The following is a 15,308-nucleotide window of genomic DNA, read 5'->3' as shown; positions in this document are numbered from 1 at the left end:
CCGGCACGAGCGCCGGCGGCTTTTTTACGGGATCATCCACGAAAACAGATGATGCTGCAGGAAAGTGATCATGCAAACGAGGAAAAGAAGAAACAGACTGTGTTTCAGTGTAAAGCGAAGCAAGTCGGATTCCTTTCCTGCCAGTCCGACGGCTGCGCAGGCGACCGCAATCGACTGCGGAGAGATCATTTTTCCTGTGACGCCGCCTGAAGAGTTGGCCGCCACAGACAGCACCGGCTCCATTCCGACTGACTGTGCCGTCATTTTTTGCAGGCTTCCGAACAGCAAATTGGCCGACGTATCTGAACCGGTTATAAACACACCGAGCCAGCCGAGAACGGGAGAAAAGAATGCGAACATTGAACCGGTCATCGCAAGGGACATGCCCAGTGTTGTGCTCATGCCCGAAGAATTGGTGACATAGGCAAAACCGACGACGGAAGCGATCGTTAATATCGGCTTGCCGAGTTCCTTCAGCGAATCTGTAAATACGGCGCCCCATTCTTTCCAAGGCATGCCTGTGACAAACTTTGTCAGTACGGCGGCAATCAGGATCGCCGTACCTGCCGATCCAGCGAGATCAAGTTTGTAAAGAGCCTCAAGCGGTTTTCCGGAACCATCGAGAATTTGATTGTGCAAAAAAGGCACGCCGGGTGCAAACGTCAGCCTGCCGCCGATATCATTTATGAACAGCAGCAATGGATTTGAACCTTCATAATGGCCCGTCAAGGCCTGTTTGACAGATGGAATTCCCCAGATGGAGACCATTGCCGTGAGCAGCAAAAACGGTGTCCATGCCTTGAAAATCTGCCCCGCCGAGTATGAGGCCTTTTGATGTTCAAGCTGCTGCGCCTCCGCTGCAGCGGCCATTTCCTTTTCTTGTGAGAATCTGAATGTCGTTTTCGGTTTCCAAAATTTTAAGAATACAGCGAGAGCGATAAGTGATACGATAGCTGACAAAATATCCGGGAGCTCAGGCCCCAGGAAGTTTGAGCTTACATACTGTGTAACGGCAAAAGAGACGCCCGACACGAGAATGGCCGGCAGCACTTCCAAAGCCCTTTTGAAACCGCTCATGATGATGATCAAATAAAACGGAATAAATACAGATAAAAACGGCAGCTGGCGTCCGACCATTTTTGAAATGTCCATCGCAGGAATCCCAGTCGGCCCTTCAACCGCGATAATCGGGATGCCGATCGCTCCGAAAGCGACAGGCGCCGTGTTGGCGATCAGGCATATGCCCGCCGCATACAACGGATTAAAGCCGAGGCCGACAAGCAATGCAGCCGATATCGCGACAGGGGCGCCGAAGCCTGCCGCACCTTCCAAAAATGCCCCGAATGAAAACGCTATCAAAAGTGCTTGCAAACGGCGGTCATCTGTGATCGACAATACCGAACTCCTGATGATTTCAAATTGGCCGGTTTTCACCGTAAGCTTGTACAAAAAAACTGAAGTCACGATAATCCAGCCGATCGGCAGCAGCCCGTAAACCGCGCCTTGCGAAGCCGACATCACAGCCTGCTGAGCGGGCATGCCGTATACGAAAACGGCCAGCACGAGTGCGATCAGCAAAGTCGTCAAGCCTGCTGTATGCCCTTTCATTCTTTTGATTGCCAGAGCCCAGAAAAAATACAAAATCGGTATAAGCGCTGCAAGCGAAGAGAGCAGCAAACTGTTCCCCAGCGGAGTATAATCTTGCGTCCATCCCATCTCCAATTCCCCCTTTGTTCGTCAAAAAAGCCTCATCTAGTCATCTGATGACATGATGATAAGACTGATCATTTAGCATTATATTTCTCAATGTCATAAATTACAATCTTTTTTTGCATGGAGCCGAAGTCTATATGTTCCAGACGGAAAGAACGGTATAATAAAAAATAGCGCATCATGCCCAGTCTGGTTACGAGGTGAAAAAAGTTGAAATACAAACAAATCAAGACGAAAAAAATATATGAAGAAGTCGCGGAAGCGCTTCTTGAATCGATTAAAAGCGGAGAGCTTGAGCCCGGCGACAAGCTTGACTCCGTCCAAGCGCTCGCCGACAGCTTTCAGGTCAGCCGTTCGGCCGTCAGGGAAGCGCTGTCCGCGTTAAAAGCGATGGGGATGGTCGAAATGAAGCAGGGGGAAGGGACGTATGTGAAAAGGTTTGAGCCTGAGCAAATTTCCATCCCCCTTTCGGCTGCACTTTTGATGAAAAAGAAAGATGTCGCTGAACTGCTCGAAGTCCGTAAAATACTTGAAATCGGGGCAGTTTCCAGTGCGGCTCAAAAACGCACGGAGGATGATCTCGGACGCATGCAGGAAGCACTTGAGGATATGAAGCTGGCGGACGGGAACGGCGAACTTGGCGAAAAAGCCGACCTCGCGTTTCACCTTGCGCTTGCCGGCGCTTCGCAGAACGATCTGCTGAAAGGCTTGATGAATCATGTGTCATCTCTCTTAATTGAGACGATGAGGGAGACGCGCAAAATTTGGCTGTTCTCGAAGAATACAACTGTTAAGCGCCTTTATGAGGAACACGAAGCCATCTATCAGGCTGTGAAGGAAAAAGACGGCCAAAAAGCGGAGCAAGCGATGCACAATCATCTGACAAATGTGGAAAATGTGCTGGCCTCATATTTTGAAGAAACGAAACAAGCCGACGAGCCGGCTATTTAAGCAGCAGTCAGCTGCACGGCCTGAGTGAAAACGAAAAAGAAACCCCTTTCAAAAAATTTTGCCAAGGTGTAAGATGGAGAAAGAGGGTTTTCTAACCAAGTCATCAGATGACCTGATTAATCGGGTTGGAGAGGGGATCAAGATGAAAGTATCACTGTTTATCACGTGTTTGGTTGACATGTTTCAGTCAAATGTCGGAAAAGCGACTGTTGAACTGCTGGAGCGGCTCGGATGTGAAGTGGATTTTCCCGAAGGGCAGATCTGCTGCGGCCAGCCTGCGTACAACAGCGGCTATGTCAAAGATTCCAAAAAAGCGATGAGACGGATGATTGAGACGTTTGAATCAGCTGAATACGTCGTCAGCCCTTCAGGATCGTGCGCTTTTATGTTCAAAGAGTACCCGCACCTTTTCCGGGATGAACCGGCCTGGGCGGAAAAAGCGCAGCGGCTGGCTGACAAAACGTATGAGCTGACCGATTTTATCGTCAACGTATTGAAGATTGAGGACGTCGGGGCGACACTCGAGAAAAAGGCGACTTATCATACGTCATGCCATATGACAAGGCTTTTGGGAGTCACGGACGCGCCGATGAAGCTGCTTCGGCATGTGAAGGGACTGGAGTTCACGCCGCTGCCGCGCAAACACGACTGCTGCGGATTCGGGGGCACTTTCTCGGTGAAGATGTCGCAAATATCCGAACAGATGGTCGATGAGAAAGTGGCGTGTGTCGAAGAAACAGCCGCCGACGTGTTAATCGGGGCGGACTGCGGCTGCTTGATGAATATCGGCGGGCGGATCGGGAGAAAGAACAAGCCGATTGAAGTCATGCATATCGCAGAAGTGCTGAACAGCAGATAAACAGACAATCCGGTCATTTCACAGATAGAGGGGGACATTCGTTATGGCAATGAAGATCGGAACGCAGAAATTTAAAGAGCGCGTGTCAGACGGGCTCGACAACGAGTTTATGAGGGGGGCCGTTTCAAGCGCGCAGGAGCGCTTGAGAGCGCGCCGTCTTGAGGCGGCAAAAGAGCTCGGGAACTGGGAAGAATGGCGGTCTCTGGCCGAAGAAATCAGGCAGCACGTGCTGGAAAATCTGGATTACTATCTAGAACAGCTTGCCGAAAATGTCGCCAAAAAAGGCGGGCACGTTTTCTTTGCGCAGACGGCTGAAGAAGCGACAGGCTACATCCGCGATGTCGTGAAAAAGAAAAACGGCAAAAAAATCGTCAAATCAAAATCAATGGTGACCGAAGAAATCAACATGAACGAGGCACTTGAAAGCGACGGCTGCGAAGTGGTCGAAACCGATTTGGGCGAATACATCCTCCAAATCGATGATCATGATCCGCCGTCACATATCGTCGCACCTGCTTTGCATAAAAACAAAGAGCAAATCCGCGACGTCTTCAAAGAGCGGATCGGCTACCGCAACACCGAAAAGCCGGAAGAGCTTGTCATGCACGCGCGCGCCGTGCTTAGAAAGAAATTTCTCGAAGCTGATATCGGCATTACGGGCTGCAATTTTGCAATTGCCGATACGGGATCTGTCAGCCTTGTCACAAACGAGGGAAACGGGCGTCTCGTCACGACTATTCCGAAGACGCAGATTACCGTGATGGGGATGGAGCGGATCGTCCCATCATTCGACGAGTTTGAAGTTCTCGTCGGCATGCTCACAAGAAGCGCGGTCGGACAGAGGCTGACGAGCTATATCACGGCGCTGACAGGGCCGAGGCTGCCCGGTGAAGCGGACGGCCCGGAGGAGTTTCACCTCGTCATCGTTGACAACGGGCGTTCCAACATTCTCGGAACGGAGTTTCAGTCCGTCCTTCAATGCATCCGCTGTGCGGCCTGCATCAATGTCTGCCCCGTTTACCGTCATGTCGGCGGGCATTCTTACGGTTCGATCTATTCAGGTCCGATCGGGGCTGTATTGTCGCCGCTGCTCGGCGGATATGACGATTATAAAGAACTGCCGTACGCATCTTCGTTATGTGCGGCTTGCTCTGAAGCATGTCCGGTGAAAATCCCGCTTCATGAGCTGCTTCTAAAGCACAGGCAGCGCATCGTTGAAAAAGAAGGGCGCGCGCCGATATCCGAAAAGCTGGCGATGAAAGCGTTCGGCTTGGGAACTTCTGCGCCATCCCTTTACAAAATGGGCTCCAAATGGGCGCCGGCAGCCATGAAGCCGTTTAAAGAAGACGGCAAGATTACGAAGGGACCGGGTCCGTTAAAACAGTGGACCCAGATACGCGACTTCCCCGCGCCGAACAAGTCAAGGTTCCGCGACTGGTTTGAGGACAGACGGAAAGAGAAGGGGGAAGACAAATGACAAACGGAACAATCCACAACAAAGACGGCTTTTTAAACCGGATTGCTGAAAGGCTCGGCCGCAACAGGCGTTCTGCAGGCGTCACCGTTCCCGATTATATCCACCAGCCGCAGCACAGGGTATATCAAGGCTATACACAGGATGAGCTTGTCGGCGTCTTAAAGGACCACTGCCGGAAAATTCACACGGAGCTGATTGAAACAGATGTCATCGGCTTGCATGATGCCTTGTATGAACAAGCAGCGCGATTTGGAGGCGGGCCTGTCATGATCCCGAAAGATGACCGTTTTAAAGAGTACGGACTGTCAGGCCTGTTAACGGACAAGTGGCCGAATGAAGGGACGAAAGTGTGGGAATGGGATGCAGCGGCCGGAGATGAGAACATCCAGCGAGCCGAACAGGCTAACATCGGCGTGACATTCAGCGAGATCACGCTTGCTGAATCCGGAACGGTCGTCCTCTTCAGCTCAAAAGACAAAGGACGTTCCGTCAGCTTGCTGCCGACGACATATATCGCGATCGTCCCGAAAAGCACCATCGTCCCGCGGATGACACAAGCAAGCGCAATCATCAAACAAAAGATTGCAGACGGCGACGTCATCCCGTCCTGCATCAACTATGTCACTGGACCGAGCAATTCAGCCGATATCGAAATGGACCTTGTAGTCGGCGTCCACGGCCCCGTAAAGGCGGCATATATAGTCGTGGAGGACCGGTAATTATCGATAGCAAAAAGATTAGCTTCATACTGAGCTAATCTTTTTTATTATGCGATATGACAATTCCGGCGCATACAGATTGAACGCATCGTTCTGCTTTTTTTGCCGATTATAAATAGTATATTAAAATGGTATTTTTATCGGATCGCCGGCTCTGCATACACATTTCTGCCGCAGGTCCAAGCCGCTTGCGAGATTTTTTATCTCATTTATAATCCACAGAAGCACCCCTGATAGAAAGAGTCTATTAAAATTTAAGGTAATGTTAAGGATAAGATTATTTCCCGATAATGTTCACTCACTATAATGGAGAATAGTGAAGGAGTGACTCATATGCGGGCAGTGTGTCTGAACGAATTTATCAGTCTTTTTAAAAGCATCAAGTCGATTATTGTCATTATTATTATGTTTTGGGTGAGCTATAAGACTGCGGGATTGATTGAACAGGCGCCTGCGGATGTCGTGCGGGAATTGGATTTAGGAAGCGATGCAGGCGCGATCGGAACGGCCGTTATCGTGTTTGCTCTCGGTTTCCTGTTTATCGCGGGGCTTTCCCATGACATGATCAACCGCGAAGTCCATACCCGGACGGTCAGATTTCTCGTGACGAAAACGTCGCGGATCAAGATCATTCTGGGAAAGTTTCTTGGCGTCTGGCTGTTTTGGTTTTTCTGCATGCTCGTTTCTTATGCCTTGGTGATGATCGCCTCAAAAGAGTTTTTATGGCTGAGTTATGCAGACAGCATGGCTTTTCTTACAGCTGCGATCTCTTTGAACCTTTTATTTTCGATCGTGATTTCAAGGCCCGCCGTGTCAATGTTTTTCGGAATCGTGTTTGCTCTCGTTTTTCCAGCGGTCAGTTTATGGGCTGTTTATTCAGAGAACGGCATGATCACCTGGTTTAAATATATAACGCCGTACTATTACTCCGTACTGGGCGGTTCTTTTATTTTCATCAACTTTGTCTACGCCGCCATCGTTCTTTGCGGTGCGATCGTTTTGTTTAAAAGGAGAGATTTATAATGAATGTGGTGATCGAGGCAAAAGGGCTGATGAAAAGCTACGGCGCCAAAACCGTCGTCAACCATGTCGACCTTCAAGTTGAAAAAGGAGAGATTTACGGATTCCTCGGCCGCAACGGTGCGGGGAAATCTACGTTTATGAATATGATCACAGGCATTATCCAGCCGACAGCCGGCAGTTTTCTGCTGTTAAATGAAGCTTCGATTGAAAGCGTCAAGCACCGCATCGGCGTTTTACCCGATTATTTGACCCTCTATGATTCAATGACAGCGGTCGGGCATTTGAAGTATTTTGCAAAGCTGAACGGACGGACCGTATCGACTGAGCGTTGCGAAGAAGTCTTAGAGAGGGTAGGGTTCACTGAGCATACTGAAAAAAAAGCGGGCGCGTATTCATTCGGTATGAAAAAAAAGCTCGGCATCGCCCAAGCGATCATCCATGATCCCGAGCTCATCTTTTTGGATGAACCGACATCAGGTGTTGATGCCGAATCGGCACTCCACATTCAAAAGCTGATTATGGATTTGCAAAAAGAAGGTAAGACGGTATTTATGACGTCACACAACCTGCATGAAATCGAGAAAATCTGTACACGAATCGCGATCATGAAAAACGGCCGCATTTTAATGGAAGGCACGCTCGATGAGTTAAGAAGGCATTTCATGTCGAACATAAGCGTTCACATCCGCCATTCGAATATTCCCGAGCAGCATTTCGGCCTGATCGACCGATTTCTTGAGTCAGCTGGTGAAAACGTTCAATTTAAGCACCATGAGATTTCGATCATCGTCAATTCAGAAGAAAAAATTCCTGCCATCGTCAGAGTATTAACGAACTGCAAGGTGGGAATCTACAGAATCCACGTCGATGAACCGTCGCTTGAAGACATCTTTATCGACAGCTCGGAGGAACGCGTTGTGTCTTGACACTATGGTGGGCTAATATTCCAGAAAGATTTTGACAGGCATGAGTTCGGCATTGTTCGGGCCTCATGTCTTTAATCTTGCTGACCCGTATGGCGCCACCGGATAGATCCATTAAATATACGACCAAAAAAAACGCCTTTGAATAAAGGCGTTTTCCATAAGGGGCGGCTCGGTTTCTAGTATTTCCACAAAATCGACATGTCGCCGGTTGTTGCTTCATCAATGACATTTCCGTCTTGATCCATTTTGACGAAGTACCTGCCTCCGTTTGTTACGTTTTTGTACTCGGTTTCTGATGTACCGTCATCGTTTTGCGTGAATTCAAATTGAACATCAGCAATGAGTGTGCCGCTGTTGAGGTCGACATAGTAAGAATGGAAGCTGACATGGCTCCAGTCATCTTTTTCGGCAGGAATGTCCGATATGACGCCGACCTTTTCAGCAGGATCATTGACGATCACACCGTAATCCTTCTGCAAATTGCCGGTTTCGACATCAGCCTCGTTTAAAATCTCTTTAATCTGGCTAAATTCAGCATCTGTAGGTGTTGTATACCTGTCTTCAGGAATGTCCTTCGCAAAGCTTACGGACGATGAACCAAAGACGAGCGTCAATACGGACAAGATCACCATAAACAAGAGTTTTTTCATGTTCTCTTCCTCCTTTAGCTGATGTTATGATTCGGTTCACACTCTATCATCGTTAAAATATTTTGTAAAGTTTGAATAATATTTCAATTTAACTATTTTTTTCGGGGGATATCTGCCGATTTTTACATTTTCCTTTTTTGGTTCATGCTCTATCATTATGAAAGTTGTGCATATCTCCCCTTGCATTTTCCAATAGAAAAGGCGATCTTCCTTGAAAAAAGAGAAAAATTTTAATTTTTATTTTTTGGCATCGGATTTGATGTTGACAAAGTGAAGATCGGCACGTATATTATATGAATATATTTCAGGCAGAAGAAAACACAATGAACGGGAGCAGTAAAAGATCGGCATTGGCAAAGAGAGCTGCGGGTAGGTGCGACGCAGACCAATGAACCTTTGAACTCGCCCGGGAGTGGACTGGCTAAAGGACGGACATCAATTCCTGAGGACTTTACGATTAACCTTCGTTAACAGGTTTGCACAGCATGGCTGTGCTTCGCAAAGCTGGATTCTTGGTATAGGGTCAAAAAGAGTGGTACCGCGGTAAGCTTCAAAGCTCATCGTCTCTTTATCTTCAAATTGAAGAGGGAGACGGTGAGCTTTTTTATTTTAATAGAGGAAGTGAACATAGATGGAGAAAGACATGCAGAAGCTCGAGCGCACGATGACATCGCGGCATATTATGATGATGGCATTGGGCGGAGCAATTGGGGCAGGATTATTTAAAGGAAGCAGCAAAGCGATCGATTTGGCGGGGCCTTCGGTCATGATCGCCTACTTGATCGGCGGCGTGATTTTGCTGTTTATTATGCAGGGGCTGGCCGAGATGGCTGTCCGAAACAGCGAAGCCAGAACATTCAGGGATCTAGTTCAATCGATATTAGGGCCGTATGCCGCTTATTTTTTGGACTGGATATACTGGAAAATGTGGGTTCTCAATATTGCGGCTGAGGCTGTTGTCGCCGCGATATTTTTGCAGTACTGGCTGCCGGGGCTGCCGATTTGGGTGCTGGCGCTGTTCGTTTCACTCGTCATTACGAGCGTGAATTTGCTTTCTGTCAAAAGCTTTGCCGAGACGGAATACTGGCTTGCTCTCATTAAAATCACAGTGATTGTCGTCTTTATTATATCCGGATTTATCTTGTTATTTTTCTCTTTTGGACAACATTCGGCTGTCGGCTTTACTCATTTGACAGACCATGGCGGCTTCTTCCCGAATGGCGCCGGAGGGCTGATTACAGCCATGCTTGTCGTGATCTATTCCTACGGCGGAACAGAAATTATCGGGGTGACCCTGGCGGAAACCAAAAATCCTGAGAAGGTTGTGCCTAAAGCCGTGCGGGGAACGTTAACGCGCATTATTGCTTTTTATCTTCTGCCGTTTTTCGTGATCGTCAGCTTGATTCCATGGAATCAAGTGAACGGGGTGTCGGAGAGTCCCTTTGTCATGGTCTTTAAGATGATCGGCGTTCCCGGAGCGGATCATTTGATGAATGCGGTCATTTTACTGGCGGTCATTTCTTCTATGAACTCAGGGCTTTACGGCGCCTCCCGTATTTTGTATACACAGGCGTCAGACGGAAGAATGCCGAAAATCTTTTCGAGGCTTTCTGCGAGAAAGGTGCCGGTTTATTCGATTCTATTATGCACTTCGTTTTTATACTTGGGCGTATTGTTTTCACTATTTGCCGGCAGCCAAACGTTTGAATATTTGATGGGGTCTCTCGGCTATACCGTCCTTGTGATCTGGATGCTGATTGCCGCCGCCCATTTAAAATCGAGGAAACGGAATCAAACAGCTGGAAACGGCTACTATGTCAAATGGTTCCCTTATACGACTTGGGTGGCAATCATTTCGCTGACAGCCATACTGATCGGTGTCATCCTGACCACGTCGATTGTCATTACATTGGTGACGGCGGGGATCTATTTGCTCATTAGCGCTGCTTATTTCTTTAAAGGAAGAAACCAGACAGCCGGCCAAACGGCCGCTTCTTAAAAAAGGGCTTGCCTCCCAGCGGAGGCAAGCTTTTTATACATTAGTTCGATTTTTTTCGAACTAATTTCTTTTATTCACCGGGACGATTATGTTATCGTCTAATTACATGACCACTACACTTCAGGAAGAAGGAAAGACAATGTCAGAACAGCATTTCAAAAATACGAAGTATTCCGTATTAAATCTGTCTCCTATCGTACAAGGCGGAAATGCGGAACAATCTTTTAAACAATCTATGGATTTGGCGCAGCATGCCGAAAAATGGGGGTACCACAGGTTCTGGCTGGCTGAGCACCATAATATCGAAGGTGTTGCAAGCTCGGCCACCTCTGTTTTGATCGGCTATATCGCCGGAGGTACTAAGAAAATGCGCATCGGCTCGGGAGGGATTATGCTGCCGAACCATTCCCCGCTCGTCATCGCCGAACAGTTCGGAACGCTTGAATCCCTTTATCCCGGCAGAATCGATTTAGGACTTGGACGCGCTCCGGGCACTGATCAATTAACAGCGCGCGCATTAAGAAGAAACATAAGCAGCGGGGAGGATTTTCCCGAGCAGCTTGAAGAACTGCGGCAATATTTTAAGCCGTCGGGCAATGTAAGAAATCATGTGCGCGCCATACCGGGAGAAGGGCTTGATGTGCCGATTTGGCTTCTCGGTTCAAGTGGATTCAGCGCCCGGCTTGCCGGGGAGCTCGGTTTGCCGTTTGCATTTGCGGCTCATTTTTCGCCCGCCAATACGCTGCCTGCCTTGGAACTGTATCGGAGTTCGTTTAAGCCCGGCGTCTTGAAGGAGCCTTATGCGATGGTCGGGGTTACCGTTATCGCAGCCGATACGGATGCGAAAGCGCAGCGCCTGGCAACGTCGCACTATCAGAAGTTTTTGGATCTTGTCCGCGGCGCTCCGACACAGCTTAAGCCGCCTGTAGATGATATGGAACAGATTTGGACGCCGCGCGAAAAAGCGATGGTGAACGAGCAGCTCAGCTCAACGATCATCGGCGGGCCGGACAGTGTGAAAGAAAAGCTTGAAGAGTTCATCCGGACGACTCAGGCGAACGAGATCATGATCAATTCAGAAACATTTGACCATGCTGACAGACTTCGCTCGTTCGAAATCATTGCAGATGTATGGAAAAACGGATAAACGCAAAAAAGCAACGGAACGGAAAAACCGCCCGTTGCTTTTTTGCTGGTAAGTACGTATTTTAGCAATATATTTATTTTTGAAATAGCTACAATATAATCTAGAAAAATGCCTGGAAGAAATCGAACAGCTTTGAATGAAATAAAAGAGCTAATTTTCATTGAGGCACGTTTTTATGAAATATGTATAATATAGAAATTATCAGGAACAATAATTAAAACAGAAGTGTGAACGTTCGCGCGAATGTTGTCGATGAATTGTTTCTTAACAGTTGAATAAACATTTTAACCCTGTTACAATAAGGAATGTAAGCAGGAGTAATTTTTTTTGGCTGAGGTGGGACGTTTTCAGTCACTGCGGGACATTATTCGTCCAGGATGAGATGAAAGGAACGTTTTGGCATGAATCAACTAATACAGGCTCAGAAAAAATTATTGCCGGATCTTCTCGATGTCATGCAGAAAAGGTACAAAATTTTGCAGTACATAAGGCTGACTGAACCGATCGGCAGAAGAAGCCTTGCTGCCAGCCTCGGCATCAGCGAGCGGATTTTAAGGGCGGAGGTTCAGTTTTTAAAAGAACAAAATCTACTAGAGATTAAAACAACCGGCATGATATTGACACCTGAAGGATCCGACCTGCTGAAAGTTCTCGAAGATACGATGAAGGACGTTTTAGGTTTAACTCATTTGGAAAATACATTAAAAGAGAGGTTGAACCTCGACGAAGTCATCATTGTATCGGGAGACAGCGACCAGTCCCCATGGGTCAAAAAAGAGATGGGGAGAGCGGCCGTCGCATGCATGAAAAATAGGTTTACGGGGGAAAATATCGTCGCCGTAACCGGAGGTACGACACTTGAGGCCGTGGCAGAAATGATGACGCCTGACTCGAAAAACCGCAAGCTGCTTTTTGTTCCGGCAAGAGGCGGACTGGGCGAAAACGTCAGGAATCAGGCCAATACGATTTGCGCCCATATGGCCGAGAAAGCTTCCGGTACATACAAACTGTTATTTGTGCCGGGGCAGCTGAGCAAAGAAGCATATTCTTCTATCATTGAGGAACCTTCTATTAAAGAAGTGCTTCAGACGATTCAATCATCCAGTATGGTGATTCATGGAATCGGGGATGCTAAAACAATGGCAGAACGAAGAAATACGCCAAAGGAAGATTTGAAGAAAATAGAAGAAAATGAGGCAGTTGCAGAAGCGTTCGGCTACTATTTCGACCGCCACGGGGAAGTCATTCACAAAGTGCACAGCGTAGGCATCCAGCTTGAGGATCTCGATTCGATCCCGAACATCATTGCGGTGGCGGGAGGCTCGTCAAAAGCTGACGCCATAGAGGCATACTTCAAAAAACCGCGCAATACGGTTTTGATCACTGATGAAGGAGCCGCAAAACAGTTATTAAGGGAAGCTTCTTCCCTCAATATAAATTAAATATCTCTTATTTACTTAAAGGAGGAAATCATCATGGCAGTAAAAGTCGGTATTAATGGTTTTGGTCGTATTGGACGCAATGTATTCCGCGCAGCATTAAATAATCCTGAAGTTGAGGTTGTGGCAGTTAACGATTTGACAGACGCTAACATGCTTGCTCACCTATTACAATATGATTCAGTACATGGAAAATTGGACGCAGAGGTTTCTGTTGACGGAAGCAACCTTGTTGTTAACGGTCAAACAATCCAAGTTACAGCAGAGCGCGATCCTTCTAAACTAAGCTGGGGAGAGCAAGGTGTTGAAATCGTTGTTGAATCAACTGGTTTCTTCACAAAACGCGCAGATGCGGCGAAACATTTGGAAGCCGGCGCGAAAAAAGTTATCATCTCAGCTCCTGCGAGTGAAGAAGATATTACAATCGTTATGGGTGTTAACGAAGATAAATACGATGCGGCTAACCACCATGTTATCTCTAACGCATCTTGCACAACAAACTGCCTTGCGCCGTTTGCAAAAGTTCTGAACGACAAATTCGGCATCAAACGCGGTATGATGACAACTGTTCACTCTTACACAAACGATCAGCAAATCCTGGATCTTCCGCACAAAGACTACCGTCGTGCGCGTGCGGCAGCTGAAAGCATCATTCCTACAACAACTGGTGCTGCGAAAGCCGTTTCCCTTGTACTTCCTGAACTGAAAGGAAAACTGAACGGCGGAGCAATGCGTGTTCCAACACCAAACGTATCACTTGTTGACCTGGTTGCTGAACTTGACAAAGAAGTAACAGCAGAAGAAGTAAACGCAGCGCTTAAAGAAGCAGCAGAAGGCGAACTTCAAGGCGTTCTTGGCTACAGCGAAGAGCCGCTTGTATCTAAAGACTACAACGGCAATACAAACTCTTCTACAATCGATGCTCTTTCTACAATGGTTATGGAAGGCAGCATGGTTAAAGTTATTTCTTGGTATGACAACGAAAGCGGATATTCTCACCGTGTTGTTGACCTTGCCGCTTACATCGCAAAACAAGGTCTTTAATCCGGAAACCAGAATCAGACTTGGTTCTTGATGAGAGAAGCGCTATAATGAAAGCGGACAAGGGAAGGGGACACACACTCCCTTTCCCTTTTTCCATATCGGCGCCTTTAAGCCGCCCGGGGATTTCCGTTTTCAGGCTTGTAAAACATTAAAAGGAGGATCTCCTAAAAGCCATGAACAAAAAATCAGTAAAAGACATTGATGTAAAAGGCCGCGTTGTTTTCTGCCGTGTTGACTTTAACGTTCCGATGAAGGACGGAAAAGTGACGGATGATACGAGAATCCGCGCCGCACTTCCGACGATTCAATACTTAACAGAGCAGGGAGCGAAAGTTCTTCTTGCAAGCCACTTGGGCCGTCCGAAAGGCCAGGTGTCAGAAGAGCTTCGCTTAACGCCGGTAGCCGCACGCCTCGGCGAACTGATCGGCAAAGAAGTGAAAAAAGCGGATGAAGCTTACGGCGACGCCGTCAAAGCGCAAATTTCCGAAATGAAAGACGGAGATATTCTCGTATTGGAAAATGTCCGCTTCTATCCGGGAGAAGAAAAGAATGATCCTGAGCTTTCTAAAGCGTTTGCCGACCTGGCTGACGTTTATGTCAATGATGCATTCGGAGCGGCTCACCGCGCCCATGCTTCAACAGCAGGCATCGCTGAACACCTTCCGGCTGTTGCAGGCTTCCTCATGGAAAAAGAGCTTGAAGTGCTGGGCAAAGCGCTGTCAAACCCTGAACGTCCGTTTACAGCGATCATCGGCGGCGCAAAAGTAAAAGACAAAATCGGCGTGATTGAAAGTCTTCTTGAGAAAGTAGACAACCTGATCATCGGCGGCGGTCTTGCTTACACGTTCGTCAAAGCGCTCGGCCATGAAGTGGGAAAATCCCTGCTGGAAGAAGATAAAATTGAATTGGCTAAATCTTTCATGGACCGCGCCAAAGAAAAAGGCGTGAACTTCTACATGCCTACAGACGTGCTTGTTGCTGACGATTTCTCAAACGACGCCAACACGAAAATCGTGCCGGTAAGCGAAATCCCTAGCGACTGGGAAGCGCTTGACATCGGCGAGGAAACAAGAAAAACATATGCCGACGTCATCAAAAACAGCAAGCTTGTCGTTTGGAACGGACCGATGGGCGTATTCGAAATCGACGCGTTCGCTAAAGGAACAAGAGCTGTCGCTGAAGCATTAGCAGAGGCAAATGATACATACTCTGTCATCGGCGGCGGAGACTCTGCAGCTGCTGTAGAAAAGTTCGGCTTGGCTGACAAAATGAGCCACATTTCAACAGGCGGCGGAGCTTCCCTTGAGTTTATGGAAGGAAAAGAACTTCCTGGCGTCAAAGCATTGAACGACAAGTAAGCA

13 protein-coding genes and 1 other annotated feature are annotated in these 15,308 nt (G+C 47.7%); of the genes, 11 read left to right on the top strand and 2 right to left on the bottom strand.

Features of this window, described 5'->3' with window-relative positions:
* Positions 1-24: 24 nt before the first annotated feature.
* Complete coding sequence (gene lutP, locus H7F26_RS02820) at positions 25-1,716, bottom strand: L-lactate permease LutP (RefSeq protein WP_003185487.1); 1,692 nt, start codon at positions 1,714-1,716, stop codon at positions 25-27.
* Positions 1,717-1,923: 207 nt separating this feature from the next.
* Between lutP and H7F26_RS02815 the strand changes: the two genes are divergently transcribed.
* From H7F26_RS02815 to H7F26_RS02790, 6 genes are all read left to right on the top strand, one after another.
* A complete protein-coding gene (locus tag H7F26_RS02815; protein WP_003185485.1) occupies positions 1,924-2,664 on the top strand; it encodes an L-lactate utilization/bacilysin biosynthesis transcriptional regulator LutR in 741 nt (246 codons plus the stop codon).
* A 142-nt stretch (positions 2,665-2,806) separates the two neighbouring features.
* Complete coding sequence (locus tag H7F26_RS02810; RefSeq protein ID WP_011198333.1) at positions 2,807-3,523, top strand: (Fe-S)-binding protein; 717 nt, start codon at positions 2,807-2,809, stop codon at positions 3,521-3,523.
* Positions 3,524-3,566: 43 nt separating this feature from the next.
* The gene (locus H7F26_RS02805) at positions 3,567-5,000 is read left to right on the top strand and encodes a LutB/LldF family L-lactate oxidation iron-sulfur protein (protein ID WP_003185481.1); all 1,434 of its coding nucleotides are present in this window, start codon (positions 3,567-3,569) and stop codon (positions 4,998-5,000) included.
* On the top strand, positions 4,997-5,719 hold the full coding sequence (locus tag H7F26_RS02800; RefSeq protein ID WP_003185480.1) for a LutC/YkgG family protein: 723 nt from the start codon (positions 4,997-4,999) through the stop codon (positions 5,717-5,719). The genes H7F26_RS02805 and H7F26_RS02800 overlap by 4 nt, the downstream gene beginning before the upstream one ends.
* A 333-nt stretch (positions 5,720-6,052) precedes the next feature.
* Positions 6,053-6,742: an ABC transporter permease subunit gene (locus H7F26_RS02795; RefSeq protein ID WP_003185478.1), complete on the top strand. Its 690-nt coding sequence runs from the start codon at positions 6,053-6,055 to the stop codon at positions 6,740-6,742.
* Complete coding sequence (locus H7F26_RS02790) at positions 6,742-7,668, top strand: ABC transporter ATP-binding protein (protein ID WP_003185476.1); 927 nt, start codon at positions 6,742-6,744, stop codon at positions 7,666-7,668. The genes H7F26_RS02795 and H7F26_RS02790 overlap by 1 nt, the downstream gene beginning before the upstream one ends.
* 176 nt (positions 7,669-7,844) lie before the next feature.
* Here H7F26_RS02790 and H7F26_RS02785 read toward each other — a convergent pair whose 3' ends face one another.
* Entirely contained in the window at positions 7,845-8,318 is a 474-nt protein-coding gene (locus H7F26_RS02785; RefSeq protein WP_003185474.1) for a hypothetical protein, read from the bottom strand.
* A gap of 314 nt (positions 8,319-8,632) precedes the next feature.
* Positions 8,633-8,889: a binding site (T-box leader), on the top strand.
* A 60-nt stretch (positions 8,890-8,949) separates the two neighbouring features.
* Between H7F26_RS02785 and H7F26_RS02780 the strand changes: the two genes are divergently transcribed.
* The 5 genes from H7F26_RS02780 (at position 8,950) to H7F26_RS02760 (ending at position 15,305) form a co-directional block, all read left to right on the top strand.
* Positions 8,950-10,317, top strand: coding sequence for an amino acid permease (locus H7F26_RS02780; protein ID WP_009329615.1), 1,368 nt, complete (start codon positions 8,950-8,952; stop codon positions 10,315-10,317).
* Positions 10,318-10,456: 139 nt separating this feature from the next.
* Positions 10,457-11,464 (top strand): LLM class flavin-dependent oxidoreductase, encoded by a 1,008-nt coding sequence (locus H7F26_RS02775; protein WP_003185470.1) that lies wholly within the window; start codon positions 10,457-10,459, stop codon positions 11,462-11,464.
* A gap of 401 nt (positions 11,465-11,865) precedes the next feature.
* Entirely contained in the window at positions 11,866-12,906 is a 1,041-nt protein-coding gene (locus H7F26_RS02770; RefSeq protein ID WP_003185468.1) for a sugar-binding transcriptional regulator, read from the top strand.
* 33 nt (positions 12,907-12,939) lie between these two features.
* On the top strand, positions 12,940-13,947 hold the full coding sequence (gene gap, locus H7F26_RS02765) for a type I glyceraldehyde-3-phosphate dehydrogenase (RefSeq protein WP_003185466.1): 1,008 nt from the start codon (positions 12,940-12,942) through the stop codon (positions 13,945-13,947).
* 173 nt (positions 13,948-14,120) lie between these two features.
* Positions 14,121-15,305, top strand: a complete 1,185-nt coding sequence (locus H7F26_RS02760; protein WP_003185465.1) for a phosphoglycerate kinase — start codon at positions 14,121-14,123, stop codon at positions 15,303-15,305.
* Positions 15,306-15,308 lie beyond the last annotated feature (3 nt).

This window comes from Bacillus sp. PAMC28748, from assembly GCF_014250415.1.
GTDB classification, from domain to species: domain Bacteria; phylum Bacillota; class Bacilli; order Bacillales; family Bacillaceae; genus Bacillus; species Bacillus licheniformis.
The sequence above is the reverse complement of the archived record's forward strand: the minus strand, read 5'-3'. Positions and strand labels throughout refer to the sequence as shown.